The following is a 19,615-nucleotide window of genomic DNA, read 5'->3' as shown; positions in this document are numbered from 1 at the left end:
GCTGATACAAATCTAATGCAAAAATCAGAGAGTGTAAATTAATTGCCGTTATGGGCTACATTATTACGGCGCCGCTAAAAGAGCAAACAGCTGCATGTGTGCAGGTTGCCCTATAGCGTTAAGTGGTGCTGTTTATAGTGGCCAAGCTTGTTGGCCGTCTACTGGTACTGACTGAAGCTCGAGACTCAAGCAATAGTCGCCTGGTGCATAAACATATATCTGCTTTTCAATCATATTAAAACCAAATGATGCGGTCTGATCTTTCGCTGCTTGCGTCGTCGCCAGTCCCCACATTTGGTAAAGATCACGGTAATCAAGTTGGCTTGCGTAGCTCATGGCAATCAATAGAAAATCATTATTCGATAGTGTTTTAGCTGCTTCGAGGCTAAATTGATTAAAGCCCAAGTTAGCTTTCTGCTGCTGCCATAGCTCATCAGAGCCTTTAGCGCGTTCGAACTCCCGCAGTAAAATATGCAGTCGAGCCAATAGGTGCCAACCATTCTCTAAAGAACCGTGTTTTTGTGCTGCCACCATCATCTGTAGCATGGTGGCCATACCGTTTGACCAGCTTGTTAGATTTGCTGCTTGCATATAGGCAAATGGATCTGCTTGATTCATGCTGGCCTGAAGCACAGCAAACTCATCATCAATATTCAATCCTTGGCACTGTGGCAGCTTACCTAACTCTGTGTATGCACGTGACTTAGTGTAGTAAGAGTATGGATTGGTTGAGGCATGACCTTCATGGCCATCAAAACGTAGGCGGCCTTTTTCAAGTCCATGGCCGAGTTCGTGAATATCACCGTGTCCAGTAGGGCTGAACGACCAGCTGGCATCATACGGGTTACCCGAACAACCTGAGCCACAGGTAGGCTGGTCAGCATTCATGTGCTTGACGGTATCAATCGTATCGATTTGCCAGCCTTTACTGTTAGCAAAATCAGTTATCTCACTAACCTCATCAATGAAAGGCCCTTTGAATCCTGCTAGCAGGTGAGGGTAGTTATGTACCTGCGTCATGATAGCGCTTGCCATCTTTTCTGGTGTATCCCATAAAGCTTCATGACTCATTGTTTGCTGCATTTTATCGAGCCGAGAATGCACCTCAAAATGCTTAGTCGCCAGCTCTGCCCAATCATATTGATTGGCGGCGAGATCTTGTATAAATTTGTCGCCATCGAGACCTTCACGCCAGTATGGATGCTGTCCCACATGTTGGAAGTTCAGTGATACTGGTAGATCGCTCTGATCAAACTTAACCTGCAAAGGGCCGCCGTATGGGCTGGTGAGTTTAATACTTTCGCCCGCTCTTAGCTCTACGTGAGTCGACTGCAAATATTTAGCACGGTTATAGCCGTTAGCGGCAAACTCATGGGTTGAGCCTGAACGTTGGGTATTAATAAACACCCAAGTGCGCACCGCGCTATTGTCGCTGCGGCTAACTGTCACAGTTTGTCCGGGCAGCGCATATGCACCAGTAGAACGAAAGCCCTTCTTACTCGACAGCGAAACGGCTTTGTCGGTTGCTGTGACATGACTGAAATCAGTGCGGCTAAAATTGCCCAAATCTTGCGGCAGCAAATTAATATCACGGTAGTGGTAAACGCTATGATCAGCAAAGTAGGCTTGCAAGAATTGCAGGTTATCGCTGCTAGTGACATCCAGTGGATATTGGATAGCATGGCGATAACTATCACCCGTTAACACCATTAACTTATAAAGATTGAAGCCTTCTTGATTAAACATATCGATATGCTGGCTATCAAGGTTGCGGATGTTGCTGCGGATGACCTTTAGTGCGCTTTGGTATTGGCCAGAAAAATTAGCGTCACAAGTGTCTGCACAGTTAGCTAAATTGAAATCAACATTGCCGCTATCAAATAGACTCAACCACAAATGCTCATCTTCAAGAGGGCTGTGATCCGCTAACATCGCAGCTGAAGATGACCAACTGGCTTTGTCTTGGGAAAAATAGTTTCCAGGGCCGCCAGGCCCTTGCATAGCAAATCCCATTGGATTAAGCACTGTTTGAGTCAGTGGTACGCTGTTCCAGCTGTGTAGATGCATATAAAGCAGTGGTTGCTTAGCTGCTTGAATTTGGCTAATCAGTGGCGTGACCGTTTCGATAGAGAACAGCTCAGCCGATCCGCTGATGACTAAATCAGCTTCGCTTAAACAGCCGCTAAGCTCTGTTTCATTATCACAACTGGCGACTTGCCACTCAGGATAGCTGGCTGTGAGCCAGCTTTTAATTCGGTTTGCACTGTTACCATTGATTAAAAACAAACGTACTTGTTTTGTTTGGCTAAGCTGGCTTGGAGCTTGGTCTAACATCCAACCGAGCAAACGTTTAAAGCTTGGCTCAAAGCTGGCATTATTACCTTGCTGTAGACTGGAGATGATATCAGTGCCAAATGCGGCATTGCGTTGGCCAGACTGATCGCTTGTGGCCGCAAAGGTCAGGCCTTTATTGCCAGTCACAAGCGCAAAAGCTTTATTGTCTGGATAAAGGTGTTCACTGCCAGCAAGCTGGATCATCTGTGAGTGGCGACCTTGATCATACTCGATAACATCATTTTGGTAGATTGCCTTAACCAATTCCTGTCCATCTGCGCGGTACTGGCTAATATGGTTTAGGGCGCGTTTTATCATTTTTGGAGCCAGTTCGGTGACTAGGCTTGCATCGCCACTTGTCATTGCCGCACTGATTTTGTCATTGAGTTGTAAGTCAATCGAGTCGCTGCTGCTTTGATTGCTACTGTCAGTGACAGTTAAAGAAAGTGTTATTTGGCTATCAACCTTAAGCGCAGAGGCGTCGACAACTACGCCGTCTATTGAAGCGTTAATCAGTGAAACTGCAGGACCCGCTGTTTGAGACCACTCAAAACTTGAGTCTCCAGTCGCATGCACATTAACCTCTGCCGCAACTGCAATTAATTTGTCATTCCATGCGCTTTTAGTATCACCTAACTCAACCTCGGGAGCTTGCGCGGTTGGTGGTGTTACGCCACCGCCAGCGTCCGGTGAGCTTGAATCGTCAGAGCCGCCACAGGCGGATAAGCCTATAAGTAAGCAGCTTGGTAGTAGCCAGTTTTTCATTATTATTAACACCCCTATCAATTTTGTTACATTGTCCTTGATAAAAAGTGATATAGCAAAATATTTAATTAAAACAAAGGGTAAGTCAAAAGTCTGGCTAGTGTTAGTATATTGGCGAAGGATGACAAGAGAAAAGGCGTAAGCAGATCCTTGTTGAGATGATTAGAAAAACCTGCAGTAGAAATTATGTCTATTTGATCAAGCACTGCTGTGTACTTTTCTGGACGGCTATCATCTACCGTTAAGTTATTTCAATAGAACCGATATTGGCAGGAAACATTGAACCGGTTTATTTTCAAGTCAAATATTAATCAGGTTGAGAAGAAGCTTTTAATACTTTTGAATTGTTTTTATTATTTTTATTGTTATTAATGGTTCATGAAGTAGTCTAAATTTTTTAACAAGGAGGTTAAACATGAAAAGACTAGCATTTGTAATTTTTATTATTGTTAGCTTTTACTCTGTAAAAGGACATGCAGTTAGTGAACCTGCAATTATTAATAACTACGGTACGTTATTATCTTCTGAAGTAGATCCTAGCAGTATGATTTTTCAGTCGCATAGCTATGAAAATGAAATGATCGTTAGGCAAGTTGCTAATGTGATCTATTTTTCATTTTCAGACGGAAGTTATAGAAAAATTAATTTGGACACAGCCAGCGTTAAGGATGTGAGTCGATTACTACATAGTGATAGATTTATCGAGGATGGTGAGCGAGATCCTGGCAGAAGAATAATCAATTATTATCAATTAACCGACGTAAATAAACCTACTTGGCATTAATATAGTAAAAATAAGGCTGTATATGATGACTATATATTGTTTGCTAAGTCCGTTGAAAGCGAAGCTTTGATTGCAAGTTTGTCTAAGGCAAAGGATATAAACAGTACTTTGCTACAGAGTACTGTTTAAGGGCTCTCAGGTTCTGCTGGGAGTTTACCAAGTTATACCCATGAAAAGGCGCTACTCGATTACGGTTACGATGGGCATGCTACGTGGGGCGACTGTGCCATTATGGCTCAAGCAGGATTTGTCGTTGCTAGTTTTTCCGTTTTGCAGTGTTTTGTACCAGGTTGGAATTTTTTAAGCTGTCCCGTAGTCTCCGCTGGTCTATTTCTTGCCACTGTAAACATGCTCAATACAGCAGAACACTGCACAGCAACATATGAAAGAGCTCAAACTAATTTGAATCTATGCATCCAGGAGAATGAAGCAGAAACTGAACTCGGTAAAACAGGTGGCGACGACGAGAGTAGTGGAGAACGAGATAGTGGCGGTTTGCGGTGTAACCGCTGGGAATCAGTCCAAAATAGCTGGCAAGGTCTTTATGGTGGTGATGCTGGAAGTTGGGATAGTTACGATATGTGTGTTGAATGGGTTAATTTTTGAATTTATTTAGGAATAAGGAAGGTTAATGGAATATTTAACAAAATGGATTTTTTTCCTAATAGCGCCATGTACTTTTTTAGGAATATTATTGGTGAAACCTGATGTGGATACTCCCTTGAACTATGGCTATCAAAATCTTGTGTTTAGCGCGATAGTTGGTCTTTATTTACTTGTAATAGCGATTGGGGTAAACCAACATATAAGACTAAAAAATTTAGAAGAAAAATCTAAAAAAGATAAATTTTTTAATAAAGATATATAGTTTTAAAGCAGTACATATCTTGTTTATTTCTTAGTGGATATCGAGAAGGTAGTGGAGATCGAGATGGTGGCTTCATGTGTAATCGCTGGATAAGAGTCGATAATGGCTGGAAGGTCTTTATGGTACTGATGTAGGAAGGAGTGGAAGTTGGGATAGTTAAGATATGTGTGTTGAATGAGGTTTCTACTAAAATAAGTAAAAGGAAATGAAATGAAATATTTACCCAAACCGTTATTGATTTTCTCAATGCCATGTACGTTAATTATAATTTTATTAGCTCGACCTGATGTTGATAATCCATTTACTTATTCTCATCTGGGGTTAACTTTTTTAGCTTTAATATTCCTTTATGGTTTAATTGTAACGGTTGCGGCTGATTTATACCGTAGGGTGGTAAAGTTAGAGGCTGCGGCTAAAAAGGATGATCTGAATAGTCCAAGTTAGATAGGGAAATAAAAAGGGTAGTCTTTCGACTACCCTTTTTAATGGTTGGAACTCGCTATTAAAGCTTAAGCTTCAAGTTTCGCCAATTCAGCTTTTTGCTCAGTAAGCTTTTCAATATCACGTTGATATTCAGCTTGCTTGGCACGCTCTTTCTCAATCACGGCTGCTGGCGCTTTGGCCACAAAACCTTGGTTAGAAAGCTTACCTTCAATACGCTTAAACTCACCAGCGGCTTTTTCAAGTAACTTGTCGATACGAGCCACTTCTTTAGCCACATCGATAAGACCTGCCATTGGGATAAGTAGCTCCATGTCGCCCACAAGTTGTGTGGTCGACATTGGCGCTGCTTCACCATCTGCTAGAATCGTCATAGACTCAAGTTTAGCCAATGTCTTGAAGAAGGTTTGGTTCGCTTCAATGCGGGCTTTATCTTGCTCACTCACACCACGAAGTAGTGCATTTAGCGGCTTAGATGGTGCAATGTTAAGCTCTGCACGAATGTTACGTACCGCAGTAATCACCTGCTTAACCCACTCAAGATCTTCCATCGCTTGAGTGTCAACTTTATCAGCTTGATACTCAGGGAAAGCGGCAAGCATTAAGGTGTCACCTTCAACACCGGCCAGCGGCTTAACGCGTTGCCAGATAGTTTCAGTCAGATAAGGCATCATTGGGTGCATTAGGCGCTGCATCTGCTCAAGTACGTTCACCAAAGTATGGCGTGTACCGCGCAGCTGAGCGTCAGTGCCGTTTTGAATCACAGGCTTAGTCAGCTCTAAGTACCAGTCACAGAACTGGTTCCAAGTGAACTCATAGATAGTATTCGCTGCAAGGTCAAAACGGTAGTTTGCCATGTGCTCGTCATAGGTTTTAACGGTTTCGTTAAATAGACCGATGATCCAGCGATCAGCAATCGACAGCTCCATTTCACTCGGCTTACCATCAACAAGAATTTGGCCACAATCAAGCGCTTCACCGATAGCATCATCAGCCGCGTCTTCTGTTTGCACTTCGGTGTTCATCAACACGTAGCGAGATGCGTTCCAGATTTTGTTACAGAAGCTGCGGTAACCGTCTAGGCGTTTCATGTCCCAGTTGATATCGCGGCCAGTAGAGGCCATAGACGCTAGAGTAAAGCGCAGGGCATCAGTACCGTGTGCTTCAATACCGTCGCTAAACTCTTTACGAGTGCTCTTTTCAATCTTCGCCGCCATTTTAGGCTGCATCATGTTGCCGGTACGCTTTTCAACTAATGCTTCAAGGTCGATACCGTCAATCATATCCAATGGATCAAGTACGTTACCCTTAGATTTCGACATCTTATTGCCGACTTCATCACGGATAAGGCCGGTGACATAAACGGTTTTAAACGGCACTTGTGGCTTACCGTTTTCATCTTTGATGAAATGCATGGTCATCATGATCATGCGGGCAACCCAGAAGAAGATGATGTCAAAGCCTGTGACCAACACGTCAGTTGGGTGGAACGCTTTAAGCTCAGCGGTGTCTTTTGGCCAGCCAAGGGTAGAGAATGTCCACAACGCAGAGCTAAACCATGTATCGAGTACATCGTTGTCTTGGCGTAGTACTACTGAATCTGCAAGTTTGTGCTTAGTACGTACTTCCGCTTCATCACGGCCAACATAAACTTTACCTGCTTCGTCATACCAAGCTGGAATGCGGTGTCCCCACCAAAGTTGGCGCGAAATACACCAGTCTTGAATGTCACGCATCCACGAGTTGTACATGTTCTCGTATTGCTGTGGCACAAACTTAATGTCACCGTTATCAACCGCTTCCATCGCGGTTTTCGCCATAGGCGCTACTGATACATACCATTGGTCGGTAAGTAGTGGCTCAATAACCACACCAGAGCGATCGCCATAAGGGACTTTCAATCCGTGTGGATCTATTTTGCCTAGTAAACCTAAAGTTTCTAGTTCAGCGACAACCGCTTTACGTGCTTCAAAACGATCAAGACCAGCGTAACGCTCAGGTAGCGCAGCGTCTAATTCATTGTTGGCTGTACCGTCAGTGTTTACCACTTCAGCAGTTGAGCGGATAGCCGCGTCAAAAGTCAAAATGTTGTACATAGGCAGTTCGTGGCGCTTACCGACTTCGTAATCGTTAAAGTCATGTGCAGGGGTGATTTTCACACAACCTGTACCGAACTCCATGTCGACGTAATCGTCGGCAACGATTGGGATAAGACGGTTTACAATCGGCAGGTGGATGAACTTACCAATCAGTGAAGCATAACGCTCATCTTCTGGATGCACTGCAACCGCACTATCACCTAACATGGTCTCAGGACGCGTGGTGGCAATCTCTAAGTAATCTTTACCATCGCTGGTTAATGCGCCTTCGGCAAGCGGGTAGCGAAAATGCCACATGCTACCTTGCTTCTCTTTGTTTTCAACTTCTAAGTCAGAGATTGCAGTGTGCAGCTTTGGATCCCAGTTAACGAGACGCTTACCACGGTAGATAAGGTCATCTTCATAAAGGCGGACAAACACCTCTTGAACCGCTTCAGACATGCCTTCATCCATGGTGAAACGCTCACGATCCCAATCAACTGACGCGCCAAGACGACGTAGTTGTTTAGTGATGGTGCCACCAGACTCATTCTTCCAGTCCCAGATACGGTCGATGAAGTTTTCACGGCCTAAGTCGTGACGGTTTAAACCTTCTTCAGCAGCGACTTTACGCTCAACCAACATCTGCGTGGCAATACCCGCATGGTCAGTACCGACCTGCCAAAGGGTGTTTTTACCCTTCATGCGTTGGTAACGGGTCAAGGTATCCATAATGGTATCTTGGAAAGCGTGGCCCATATGCAAGCTACCCGTCACGTTTGGTGGCGGGATCATGATGCAATAGTTGCCTTGAGACTCGTCGCCGTGTGGCTTGAAGTAACCTTTCTCTTCCCAGTTTTGGTAAAGAGACTGTTCGATAGACTGCGGGTTATATGTTTTTTCCATGGGAGCGTGCTTATCTCAAACTAAAATTAATTGGTTGTATTGCTCAAGTCTTGGGTCGTTAATGCTATCCCAAGAGTGCGATATTGCCGGTAGCGATCGCGTGCGATCGCTTTATGGCTGTCGTCGTTGGCAACGAAGTCGATAATCTGCACAAAGTTTACCGCAAATTGCGGCACTTGGTCTGCAAGATTAATCAGAACATGACGATTTTTGTTGGCCCCAAGTCGATCAAAGCCGATTTCAACTGGGGCGCCGCCTGTCGGGCCTTCACCTTTAAGGTTATGGGGCACGAACGATTGCGGTGCTAACTGCCATAACAGTTCATCGATGGCATAAGCTTGTTCTTTGTCAGTGCAATGAATATAGACCCATTGCTGATTAATAAACGCCTGTCGAGCCAATTCACAGGCCAAATCGTATACCTGTTGCAACGCCAATAATGGCTCATGGCGTCGGGTACTTTTGCCGTTAGGCATCAGGTAAAACAGAGTCTGCGACATCGTTTATTCTTTGGGCCTATCTTTGGGCCTAAGTGTACTTGGCTTTTGGACTGACGAAAGAGGAGATTTTACACTAAAAGTCGCTTAGAGATCAGCCCCTTTTTCAAGAGGCATTACAGTTTCTTGTTGTGAGGTTTAGTCAGAAGTGACATAAAATGCTGCGAGTACTTAGTCTTTATTCATTATTTCGGTTAAGCTATTGTTTTTATGATTATTAATGGTGTACTTTTAAAATGGTATTTGTCACTACACAGTAATAATGCTTTAGAGTTAAATATTTAGCTTTTCTTTTTTGGGTTTAAATATTTTAGATGCCGCTAGTTTTGGCTTCTTTCTATCATTAGAAAGCGTAGGTAAGTTAAATCTACGACGTTCATTATTGACTAATACTTCTGGCATATTATTTTCACAGTAGTGAGCAAATTGTTCTAAATAAATACGAGAATATGCACCGTTCTCAATAGTAAGTGGCTCATCTAAATCGAGTCTTTTATGCTTAACCCAACCTTCTAAAGAGTACCAGGTAGATAGGTACATAGGCCCCCAAATATTCATAAAGTGATTCCTAGAAATCAAATTATGTAGTGCCATGTATCCTATACGCTGTAGCTTTACACTCACTTCTTGTGCTGCAGCTAGCTCTTCTTTATTCCAACTGCAGTCGTAATGCTTTATGTGTTCACCAGGACAATTGCAATAAGGGCGAATTTTGTGTGCATTAGTTAAGATTCGAATGGCTGGTTTTAATAGATCCATTTCAGTCATTGCCCACCTAAGAATATCTGCATCGCGTGACAGTGAAGATTCTTTAATATTGTTAGAGCCTTGTTTTAGCCCATAGAGAAGAAGTCCAGTTAATATAACCATTAAAATATTGGTTAGTCCTGAAACACCATTCCAGTCAAAAGTTGTGAGTTGAACCTTAAATTCGTCGAACATAAGCCATTGCAATTAATGAAAAAAATTAAAGTAACATAGGTGCAGGATTATTCAAGTTGTAACTTTATAGAAAAGGTAATCGACATTGTCACCGCCATATGGACTCGTAATGTTTCATTGGTCTTTTACAAAGGAGATAGTTCATTTACATGCATGTTCAGCATCACCACAGGACATTGGAACCACAGTTATTTGAGGATTACTCAATGTCGAATGTCAATTCTAAGCTGCGGTCTTAATGCCGATATTTTGTGCTTTTCTAACCGAGTTAAAATGCGGTTAAGGCGGTCGGTATTCAGGGGGGCGGGGCTGAAATTGCAGGCATAAAAAAAGGGCTATCAGGTAGGATAGCCCTTTTTTAATTGATTGAATTGCTCCCCGCATTTTATTTATATAGAGCCCGACTACGTCGGTATTCTGGGGAACTGTAGAGATAAAAAAGCCATCACTTTTCAGTGATGGCTTTTAGAGTAAATTGAATTGCTCCCCAGAATACCGACCGCCGGCGTAGCCCTTGAACCGTAGGTTCAAGGCGGGTAAACGAATACCTCCTAAGGCTTCTCGATACGAGCCGAGCTTGCACAATGTCAGTAAAACGTTCACCCTGGGTTTGTAAATATCGGCACAGGGACATTGCCAGCTAGCGCGTATCCCAGGGAGCAAAACTTGCATTCGTAAGCAGGTCAATTGACCTTTAAAATGGCTTACGACAATAATTCTTTCATCGCTAAATTTGCTGTCGCAAAAATTCAGTACAGCTGATTATAACCTGTTTAATCGCTTTTCGTAGAGCGTTCAACTAACGCATCTTCTAAAGTTGACTGCAGCAAACCGATTTTTTCATCCATCTGCTTGTTATAATCTTGATTTTTCTGCTGTTCTTCTAACAGCTCATAACCAGTATTTAATGCTGCCATAATCGCAATTTCTTCACGGCTGATGTTGTTAGTGCGCGCTTTTAGCGACATTAACTGCTTTTCAAGATTATGTGCGACGTGCCTAAGTGCTGTCTCTTGTCCATCCGGACAAGCGATAGAGTAGGTGCGCCCCATAAGGGTAATTTCAATCGCCTTGTTACCCATTCCTAAAGGAATCCTTAAACCGTGTACTTGAGCGGACTATATCGGTCTAAAAAGCAAAGTGCAACACGATATCCAACTAAACAGGAATAGTTTAGATTAATTGTTGTTTAGATAGCCATTAGCGTACAAACATGAAGCGCTTTGGGCGCTAGTGCTAGTTGAGCTGTTACTTAAGTTATCGTTAGAAATCACCATTTATCACCAGCTAGTTGCAATTGTATATGCAGCAACAGATCTTGATTGCTGTTTTTGTGGCTAAATCGACAAACTTTTGCTGACTTTATGGTGGCAACTCTTGGTCGAAACAGTCACTTCTGCTAGCATGAGACCAGTAAATCTTGTCACTGGAAACGACTTTATGGCGACTCTACCAACGCTGCGCATGGATAACCTACTTGCGGCACTTAACGAAGCTGAAATTGGTCAGCACCCTGTTGAAGTTCACGGCGCATTAGTGGGCTTAATTTGTGGTGGTGTAGAACAATCCTCTAAAGGCTGGACTCAGCCGCTATTAGAGCTGATGAATGATGGACAAGCACTGCCACCAAAACTGCAAACGATGGTCGAAGAGCTTTATCAAGATGCAGTGACTCGCCTATCCGACACTGACTTTGGTTTTAGCCCTATGCTTCCTGAAGAGGAAGAAACACTGGCAAAGCGTGTTGAAGCGCTTTCCTTATGGGTACAAAGCTTCCTGACTGGCATCGCCATTATTCAGCCTAAATTGAATAAAGCCTCAAAAGATGTTCGTGAAGTGATTCAAGACCTGTCGGAAATCGCGCAAGTTGAATTCGACGTTGCAGAAGATGAAGAGTCAGAAGCGGCCCTTATCGAGTTGATGGAGTTTACCCGCATGGCCGCATTGCTATGCTACTCCGAATTTGGACCAGCGATAGAAGACGACAAACCAATTGATCTTGGTGTGTTGCACTAAACGTTTGTCATTCAAACCGCCATCGTATTTATGCCATGGCGGTTTTGCTTTCTAGCTAGCATTAAATCAGTTATCGGGTTAAACATTCCATGACTAATACCACTACAGCCGAACAGGTCGATATCGCGATTGTCGGCGGTGCAATGGCTGGCGCTACCCTAGCGCTCGGGTTGGCACATATTGCCAAGCAAGCGGGCAAGCCACTGAAAATAGCCTTGATCGAAGCGCATCGACCTCGTGATGAGCACCCTGGTTTCGACGCCCGCTCAATTGCGATTTCTCACGGCTCTATTTTTCAGCTAAAAAAATTGCAAATATGGCCACATATTGCAGCGCTTGCCAGCGAAATCAACCATATCCATATCTCCGAACGTGGCAACTTTGGCATGACGGAGCTAAGCAGTGACGACTTTAAACTGCCTTATTTAGGTCAAGTTGTTGAGCTAGAAGCGGTCGGTCAACAGCTGTTTAACCAGCTTGAAAAAAGCGATATTCAATTACATTGCCCAGCTAGCTTGAGTGAAGTCGAGGCGCAAAGCAGTCAACAACTGCTTACCTTAAATAACGGCCAGAAAATTGCCGCTAAGCTGCTGGTGGCCGCCGATGGACTCAACTCCAAAGTACGTCATGCCTTTAAACAGCCACTGGAGCAGGTCGATTTTCAGCAAAGCGCTATCATTACTAATATCCATACTGAGCAGCCACACCAAGGCTGGGCCTATGAACGTTTCACCCAAAGCGGGCCATTAGCATTGCTGCCAATGGCCGACAGAAACGCTGAGCATAGATTATCGATGGTGTGGGCATTGTCACCAGAAGAGGCGCAGCAGATGCTCGCAGCGTCTAAAGCCGAGTTTATCGAAAAGTTGCAGGCGACTTTTGGTTACCGAGCAGGGCGCTTTATCGATATTGGTGAGCGCTTTAGTTATCCGTTGATGTTGTCGTATATGAAGCGGCCTATCTACCACCGCACTGTGTTTTTAGGCAATGCCGCGCAAACACTGCACCCTATTGCAGGGCAGGGGTTTAACTTAGGCCTACGTGATGTGGTGAGTTTGCTGCAAGTGATAGAGCAAGCACTCACCAACGCCGGTGGCTGCGAGCTTGATGTGGGGATCAATCAAATCACCCATGACTATTTGGCTCGTCGTAACGCCGACAGAGACAGCACCATGAACAGTATTGAGTTCTTAGTGCGCGGCTTCTCTAATGATCACTGGCCGTTAGTGCTCGGGCGTAACATCGGTTTGCGTTTACTGTCATGGTTTCCGCCACTTAAAGCGCCAGTTGCCCGTAAAGCTATGGGCTGGACAGTTAACTAGAATAGTTCGCTAAAACAATTAGCTGAACCACTTAGCTGAGTAAGTCAGCTTTATTGATTTTTTAACATTGCTATAAAAGAGTAAGGGTAAAAGATGTTAAGCACACAAACTTATGATGTCGCCATTGTTGGCGGCGGTATGGTTGGGTTAGCGACAGCCATTGGCTTGGCTATGAAAGGCGTGAGTGTGGTTGTTATCGACGCAGGCCAAACCCATGCCGTATCCGGTGCGCCTAAACTCAGAGTCAGTGCAATTAATAAAGCCAGTCAGCACTTACTAACTAATCTCGGTGCATGGCCCTATCTTGCAGCGAGTCGCATAAGCCCCTATCAAAAGATGCAAGTTTGGGACAAAGACAGCCTAGGTAAAATCGATTTCGATGCCCAATCACTGGGTGAAACTCATCTTGGGGCGATTATCGAGAATGACGCCATCGCCTTTGCACTCGCCGAACGCGCGGCAGAGTTCGATGAGCTGACCTATATTGAAAACCAACGACTTGAACGAATTGCCTTCGGCGAGCGAGAAGCTTGGTTAACCTTAGACAATGGTGACAGTCTGAGCGCTGCATTGGTGGTTGCTGCCGATGGTGCTAATTCGTGGGTGCGTGAGCAGTGTAAGATCCCAATGACTTTCTGGGACTATAACCACCACGCTGTGGTCGCGACCATTCGCACCGAACTGCCCCATGGCGATACCGCAAGGCAAGTATTCGACAGTGAAGGGCCGCTGGCTTTCCTACCTTTATATGAAAAAGATCTCTGCTCTATTGTCTGGTCTGTATCGCCAGAAAAAGCTAAAGAACTGCAAGCATTAGACGATGTGCAGTTTGAGCGGGCACTAACCGCTGCCTTCGACGGCCGTTTAGGTATGTGTTCGCTCGAAAGCGCCCGCCAAGCGTTTCCGTTACGTATGCGCTATGCCCGCCACTTCGCTCGACACCGTTTAGTGCTGGCAGGCGATGCGGCGCACACCATTCATCCATTAGCTGGGCAAGGGGTTAACTTGGGTTTTCTTGATGCTGCCAGCATAGTGCAAACAGTGAGTGAGCTTAAAGAGCAGGGCAAAGATATCGGCGATTATCGCCATTTGCGTAATCTAGAGCGCTGGCGTAAAGCTGAAGCACTCGAGATGATAAGCGCAATGGAAGGCTTTAAAAGACTGTTTGAAGGCAGTAATCCACTCAAAAAAGCCATTCGCGATATTGGTCTAAATCTGGTCGACAATTTTGCGCCATTGAAAACACTGTTTATTCAACAGGCTCTCGGAAACAAGAAAAGCTTGCCAGAGCTGTGCAAAAGTGAACAAGATTAACATTTAGCTGTTTTAGCTTTAGGTGAATAACTCTTTAATTTCATAGGCTTGTTATTTTATCTAAGCAAAGCAGCATTTTAGTGTAAATAAATTACATGTATAACATGAGAAAAACTAATGACGAAACTGTTCGGATTAGAAAATTCTTTTGTATACAAAGGCAATACTCAAGGTATAATTTCGCCGCATTTTAATACGACCAAATTGATCTGGTGACTAGCACCCTACACCAGTTGCAGACTTGAATACCCCAAAGAAGGGATAAAAATGGCTAACAAAACTGTACTTTTTAACAAGCATCTAGAATCAAATGGCAAGATGGTAGATTTCCACGGTTGGGATATGCCACTTAACTACGGTTCACAAATCGAAGAGCACCACGCTGTGCGTCAAGACGCTGGTATGTTCGACGTTTCTCACATGACAGTTGTTGATGTGATTGGTGATGACGCTTGTGCCTTTTTACGTAAGTTGCTAGCCAACGACGTAGCCAAGCTAAAAGTACCAGGCAAAGCGCTATACGGCGGCATGCTTGATCATAATGGCGGTGTCATCGACGACCTTATTACCTATTACCTTTCTGATACGCAGTACCGCATCGTGGTTAACTCTGCGACTCGCGAAAAAGATCTTGCGTGGATCAACGAGCAAGTTAAAGGTTTCAGTGTTGAAGTGACTGAGCGTCCTGAACTGGCAATGATAGCCGTTCAAGGTCCTAACGCTAAAGCTAAAGCCGCGACAGTATTTAATGACGCGCAAAACGCTGCAGTTGAAGGCATGAAGCCATTCTTTGGCGTACAAGCTGACTCACTATTTATCGCAACAACAGGCTACACTGGCGAAACCGGTTACGAAGTTATCGTGCCAGAAGCAGAAGCTGAAGCACTATGGCAAGCTTTCCTAGATGCTGGCGTTAAGCCATGTGGCCTAGGCGCACGTGACACGTTACGTCTTGAAGCGGGCATGAACCTTTACGGCCTAGATATGGACGAAAGCGTAAACCCACTTGCCGCAAACATGGGTTGGACGGTTGCTTGGGCACCAGAAGATCGTGACTTCAACGGTCGTAAAGCACTTGAGAAGATCAAAGCTGAAGGCGCAGACAAGTTAGTCGGCCTAATCATGGACGCGAAAGGCGTTATCCGTCACGGCATGTCAGTATTCTTTACCGACAGCGACGGTGTTGAGCAGCAAGGTACGATTACTAGTGGTACATTTTCACCAACATTAGGCTACTCAATCGCAATGGCACGTGTACCAAACACTATTGGTGATGTGGCAGAAGTTGAGATGCGTAAGAAGCGTGTAGCGGTTAAAGTGATTGCACCAAGTTTCGTACGCAATGGTAAGCAAGCATTCTAATTATGTTGCTGAGGTTATAGCTATTTGCTCCGACTTCTGTGTCGAAAGTGCTCATTGATACTTATCAACTGCGCGCTTTCTCCTAGAATTCGAATAAAATATCGGCTAACCACAGCACATAATGGTTTCTGGATTAATACGAGTTACTTCGGCCTACTAGCAATTTAGAGCGAACTGATTAGAGTATTAATTGCAGAAAAAGCATAAAGATGACTTGCTTTGATTGATGGATAGAGCAAGTCAGCGTAAAATTTATGGTTACATCGCGCATAAGTAGTAACGTTGACGTATACGTCACTTTATACCCTAGACGGTTAGCGTTAATATCTACTGCAAGCATGAGCCATAGCGCCTAAGCGCAAAACTGATAAAAGCCTTATAAATCAGTGTAACGTCTTATAATATTACAGAATTAGAACAATCGAATAAGGATTAAGACCAATGAGCAATATCCCAGCAGAACTAAAATATGCTTCTTCTCACGAGTGGGTTCGTAAAGAAGAAGACGGTAGCTACACAGTAGGTATCAGTGAGCACGCTCAAGAGCTATTGGGTGACATGGTGTTCGTTGAACTTCCAGAAGTTGGTGACGACGTTAACGCTGGTGAAGACTGCGCAGTAGCAGAGTCTGTAAAAGCAGCATCTGATATCTACTCACCACTAACAGGTGAAGTATTGGCCGTTAACGAAGCACTAGAAGATTCTCCAGAACTAGTTAATAGCGATGCATTTGGTGATGGTTGGTTCTTCCGCGTGATGCCTTCTGACATTGCTGAGCTAGAAAACCTGCTTGATGCCGAAGGTTATCAAGCGGTTATCGACGACGAGTAAGTCGCGATAATCAACAAAGCCCCACTCTGCTAAAGGTTGGGGCTTTGTTCGTTATAAAGCATGTCACCTTTTACCTATAAGACATGCCACAGAACAATCGAATTCTAAACAACGAGACCGGTAGCACCGCCCCCTACAGGCAGGATACTGGCATATATGGAACTAGGTTACTCATGACCAAAGAAACCCTTACGCAGTTAGAGCAGCACGAATTATTTCTTAGCCGTCATATCGGTCCTGGTGCCGAGCAGCAGCAAGAGATGCTGAATTTTGTGGGTGCTGAATCGTTAGCAGACTTGACCGGACAAATCGTGCCAGAGTCAATTCTGATTAATCGTGACCTCGCCGTTGGCGATTCATGTGGTGAAGCTGAAGGCATGGCTTATATCCGTCAAATTGCGGATAAAAACAAAGTCTTCAAAAGCTACATAGGTATGGGTTATCACGGTACTGAAGTACCGACAGTTATCCAGCGTAACGTGCTTGAAAATCCAGGTTGGTACACAGCGTACACCCCATACCAGCCAGAGATTGCTCAAGGTCGCCTTGAAGCTATCTTGAACTTCCAGCAGCTTTCTATGGATCTTACCGGTCTTGACCTTGCGTCTTCATCACTGCTTGATGAAGCGACCGCTGCCGCCGAAGCGATGGCGCTGTCTAAGCGTGTTTCTAAAGCTAAAAAAGCTAACATCTACTTTGTTGCAGATGACGTATTCCCACAAACATTAGACGTGATAAAAACCCGCGCTGAATGTTTTGGTATGGAAGTCGTTGTTGGTCCTGCAGCTGAGGCAGTTAACTACGAGCTATTTGGTGCCTTGTTCCAGTACACCAACCGCCACGGTCAAATTGTTGATCACAGCGAATTGTTTACCCAGTTACATGAGAAAAAGGCCGTTGTGTCAGTCGCCGCCGATATCATGTCGCTAGTGATGCTTAAGTCTCCAGGTTCTATGGGCGCCGATGTTGTATTTGGTAACTCACAGCGCTTTGGTGTACCAATGGGCTTTGGTGGCCCTCACGCTGCATTCTTCGTGACCCGTGACGCACACAAACGCTCACTACCAGGGCGTATTATCGGTGTATCACAAGATACTCGCGGTAACCGCGCACTGCGTATGGCAATGCAAACTCGTGAGCAACATATCCGCCGCGAAAAAGCTAACTCAAACATCTGTACTGCACAGGTGTTACTCGCCAATATGGCATCGTTCTACGCAGTATTCCACGGCCCACAAGGCCTTAAGGTGATTGCAGAGCGTATCCACCGTTTAGCCGACATTCTTGCAGCTGGCCTAACGGCTAAAGGCGTAGAGCTGGTTAACAACACTTGGTTCGACACACTCTCTATCAAAGGGCTCGATGTTGCCGCCGTAGTTGCGCGTTCAGAAGCTGCTGGTCTTAACCTACGTATCGATAGCGATGGCATTGTTGGCGTTAGCGTCAGCGAAACTACGCTACGTACTGACGTTGCAGAACTATTTGACGTTATCTTGGGCGCAGGCCATGGTCTAGATGTGGCTGCTCTTGATGCTGCAATCGTCGCCAACGGCAGCACATCAGTGCCTGCTGAGCTTGTTCGCACCGACGCCATCTTGACGCACCCAACGTTTAATCGCTACCAAAGCGAAACCGAGATGATGCGTTACATCAAGCGTCTCGAGAACAAAGATTTAGCCTTGAACCACTCAATGATTTCACTCGGTTCATGCACCATGAAGCTAAACGCAGCCACCGAGATGATGCCTATCACTTGGCCTGAGTTTGGTAACATGCACCCATTCTGCCCACTTGACCAAGCACAAGGTTACGCTCAACTGCTTGAAGAGCTATCGACTTGGTTGGTGGATATCACAGGTTACGACGCAGTATCCTTGCAGCCTAACTCAGGTGCACAGGGTGAATACGCTGGTCTACTTGCGATTAAGCAATACCATGAGTCACGTGGCGATGCGCACAGAAATATCTGTTTGATCCCGCAATCTGCGCACGGTACAAACCCAGCGTCAGCGCAACTTGCTGGCATGAAAATCGTGGTTACCGCGTGTGATAAAGCCGGTAACATCGACATGGATGACCTGCGTGCTAAAGCGGCAGAAGTGGCCGACAACCTATCATGCATCATGGTTACTTACCCATCGACTCACGGTGTGTATGAAGAAACCATTGCGGACATCTGCGACGTAATTCATGAGCACGGCGGTCAAGTTTACCTTGATGGCGCCAACATGAACGCACAGGTAGGCCTTACATCACCTGGCTTTATCGGCGCTGACGTATCGCACCTTAACTTGCACAAAACCTTCGCTATTCCACATGGCGGCGGCGGACCAGGTATGGGCCCAATCGGTGTTAAAAAGCACCTTGCGCCATTCCTATCTGGCCACACTGTCGTTAAGCATGGCCTAGAGTCAGACAACAACGGCGCCGTCTCTGCAGCGCCATACGGTAGCGCAGGTATCCTGCCTATCACTTGGATGTACATCAAGTTACTCGGTAAGAAGGGTCTGCGCGAGTCTACGCAAGTGGCACTGCTTAACGCTAACTACATGATGAAGAAACTGTCTGAGCATTACCCGGTTCTTTATACTGGCCGAAATGATCGTGTTGCTCATGAGTGCATCATCGATTTACGTCCACTTAAAGAGTCATCAGGTGTGACTGAGATGGATATCGCTAAGCGTCTTAACGATTACGGCTTCCATGCGCCAACCATGAGCTTCCCTGTTGCGGGAACCTTAATGATTGAGCCTACAGAGTCTGAGTCTAAAGTTGAGCTAGACAGATTCATCGAGGCAATGGTGTCTATTCGCGGCGAAGTCGCCAAGGTAGAAGCCGGTGAGTGGCCAGCGGACAACAACCCGCTGCACAATGCACCACATACACTTGCCGACATCATGGACCCAGCGTTTGATTCACGTCCTTACAGTCGTGAAGAAGCCGTGTTCCCAACGGCAGCGGTTAAGTTGAATAAGTTCTGGCCAACGGTTAATCGTATTGATGATGTGTTTGGTGACCGTAACCTTTTCTGTGCTTGTGTGCCGATTAGTGACTACGAATAATAATTGCTGCTTGGGCTCGCTACTGCTGCGTTGAACCTCGGCTCCAGTGCTCATTGACTGGAGTCAACTCCGCGCTAGAGCCTTCGCTCCGCC

The 19,615-nt window shown here is 45.1% G+C and carries 15 protein-coding genes and 1 other RNA gene; 10 read left to right on the top strand and 6 right to left on the bottom strand.

Annotated elements, in window-relative coordinates:
- Nucleotides 1-132: 132 nt before the first annotated feature.
- Nucleotides 133-3,099, bottom strand: a complete 2,967-nt coding sequence (locus L2730_RS03930) for an ImpA family metalloprotease (RefSeq protein ID WP_248973402.1) — start codon at nucleotides 3,097-3,099, stop codon at nucleotides 133-135.
- A gap of 415 nt (nucleotides 3,100-3,514) precedes the next feature.
- On the opposite strand from L2730_RS03930, the gene L2730_RS03925 reads away from it, so the two are divergent.
- The 4 genes from L2730_RS03925 (at nucleotide 3,515) to L2730_RS03910 (ending at nucleotide 5,195) form a co-directional block, all read left to right on the top strand.
- Entirely contained in the window at nucleotides 3,515-3,883 is a 369-nt protein-coding gene (locus L2730_RS03925) for a hypothetical protein (protein WP_248973401.1), read from the top strand.
- A 231-nt stretch (nucleotides 3,884-4,114) separates the two neighbouring features.
- A complete protein-coding gene (locus tag L2730_RS03920; protein WP_248973400.1) occupies nucleotides 4,115-4,489 on the top strand; it encodes a hypothetical protein in 375 nt (124 codons plus the stop codon).
- A gap of 25 nt (nucleotides 4,490-4,514) precedes the next feature.
- Nucleotides 4,515-4,751, top strand: a complete 237-nt coding sequence (locus L2730_RS03915) for a hypothetical protein (protein WP_248973399.1) — start codon at nucleotides 4,515-4,517, stop codon at nucleotides 4,749-4,751.
- 210 nt (nucleotides 4,752-4,961) lie between these two features.
- Entirely contained in the window at nucleotides 4,962-5,195 is a 234-nt protein-coding gene (locus L2730_RS03910) for a hypothetical protein (RefSeq protein ID WP_248973398.1), read from the top strand.
- 65 nt (nucleotides 5,196-5,260) lie between these two features.
- Here the strand turns inward: L2730_RS03910 and L2730_RS03905 are convergent, their stop codons facing one another.
- The 5 genes from L2730_RS03905 to L2730_RS03885 form a co-directional block, all read right to left on the bottom strand.
- Nucleotides 5,261-8,176: a valine--tRNA ligase gene (locus tag L2730_RS03905; protein WP_248973397.1), complete on the bottom strand. Its 2,916-nt coding sequence runs from the start codon at nucleotides 8,174-8,176 to the stop codon at nucleotides 5,261-5,263.
- A 26-nt stretch (nucleotides 8,177-8,202) separates the two neighbouring features.
- On the bottom strand, nucleotides 8,203-8,676 hold the full coding sequence (locus L2730_RS03900) for a DNA polymerase III subunit chi (RefSeq protein ID WP_248973396.1): 474 nt from the start codon (nucleotides 8,674-8,676) through the stop codon (nucleotides 8,203-8,205).
- Nucleotides 8,677-8,946: 270 nt separating this feature from the next.
- Complete coding sequence (locus L2730_RS03895; protein WP_248973395.1) at nucleotides 8,947-9,615, bottom strand: hypothetical protein; 669 nt, start codon at nucleotides 9,613-9,615, stop codon at nucleotides 8,947-8,949.
- Between the two features lie 480 nt (nucleotides 9,616-10,095).
- Nucleotides 10,096-10,277, bottom strand: a non-coding RNA gene (gene ssrS / locus L2730_RS03890) — 6S RNA.
- A 111-nt stretch (nucleotides 10,278-10,388) separates the two neighbouring features.
- The gene (locus tag L2730_RS03885; RefSeq protein ID WP_020911092.1) at nucleotides 10,389-10,697 is read right to left on the bottom strand and encodes a cell division protein ZapA; all 309 of its coding nucleotides are present in this window, start codon (nucleotides 10,695-10,697) and stop codon (nucleotides 10,389-10,391) included.
- A 358-nt stretch (nucleotides 10,698-11,055) separates the two neighbouring features.
- Between L2730_RS03885 and L2730_RS03880 the strand changes: the two genes are divergently transcribed.
- The 6 genes from L2730_RS03880 to gcvP all read left to right on the top strand — a co-directional run bounded on the left by L2730_RS03880 (nucleotide 11,056) and on the right by gcvP (nucleotide 19,522).
- The gene (locus tag L2730_RS03880) at nucleotides 11,056-11,631 is read left to right on the top strand and encodes a UPF0149 family protein (protein WP_248973394.1); all 576 of its coding nucleotides are present in this window, start codon (nucleotides 11,056-11,058) and stop codon (nucleotides 11,629-11,631) included.
- 89 nt (nucleotides 11,632-11,720) lie between these two features.
- Nucleotides 11,721-12,953, top strand: coding sequence for a 2-octaprenyl-6-methoxyphenyl hydroxylase (ubiH, locus tag L2730_RS03875; protein ID WP_248973393.1), 1,233 nt, complete (start codon nucleotides 11,721-11,723; stop codon nucleotides 12,951-12,953).
- 93 nt (nucleotides 12,954-13,046) lie between these two features.
- Nucleotides 13,047-14,267, top strand: coding sequence for an FAD-dependent monooxygenase (locus L2730_RS03870; protein WP_248973392.1), 1,221 nt, complete (start codon nucleotides 13,047-13,049; stop codon nucleotides 14,265-14,267).
- Nucleotides 14,268-14,534: 267 nt separating this feature from the next.
- Nucleotides 14,535-15,629: a glycine cleavage system aminomethyltransferase GcvT gene (gcvT, locus tag L2730_RS03865; protein WP_248973391.1), complete on the top strand. Its 1,095-nt coding sequence runs from the start codon at nucleotides 14,535-14,537 to the stop codon at nucleotides 15,627-15,629.
- A gap of 441 nt (nucleotides 15,630-16,070) precedes the next feature.
- The gene (gcvH, locus tag L2730_RS03860; RefSeq protein ID WP_248973390.1) at nucleotides 16,071-16,460 is read left to right on the top strand and encodes a glycine cleavage system protein GcvH; all 390 of its coding nucleotides are present in this window, start codon (nucleotides 16,071-16,073) and stop codon (nucleotides 16,458-16,460) included.
- 173 nt (nucleotides 16,461-16,633) lie between these two features.
- Nucleotides 16,634-19,522 (top strand): aminomethyl-transferring glycine dehydrogenase, encoded by a 2,889-nt coding sequence (gene gcvP / locus L2730_RS03855; protein WP_248973389.1) that lies wholly within the window; start codon nucleotides 16,634-16,636, stop codon nucleotides 19,520-19,522.
- The last annotated feature ends 93 nt before the right edge of the window (nucleotides 19,523-19,615 follow it).

It is taken from the genome of Shewanella kaireitica (assembly GCF_023284045.1).
GTDB classification, from domain to species: Bacteria; Pseudomonadota; Gammaproteobacteria; order Enterobacterales; family Shewanellaceae; genus Shewanella; species Shewanella kaireitica.
The sequence above is the reverse complement of the archived record's forward strand: the minus strand, read 5'-3'. Positions and strand labels throughout refer to the sequence as shown.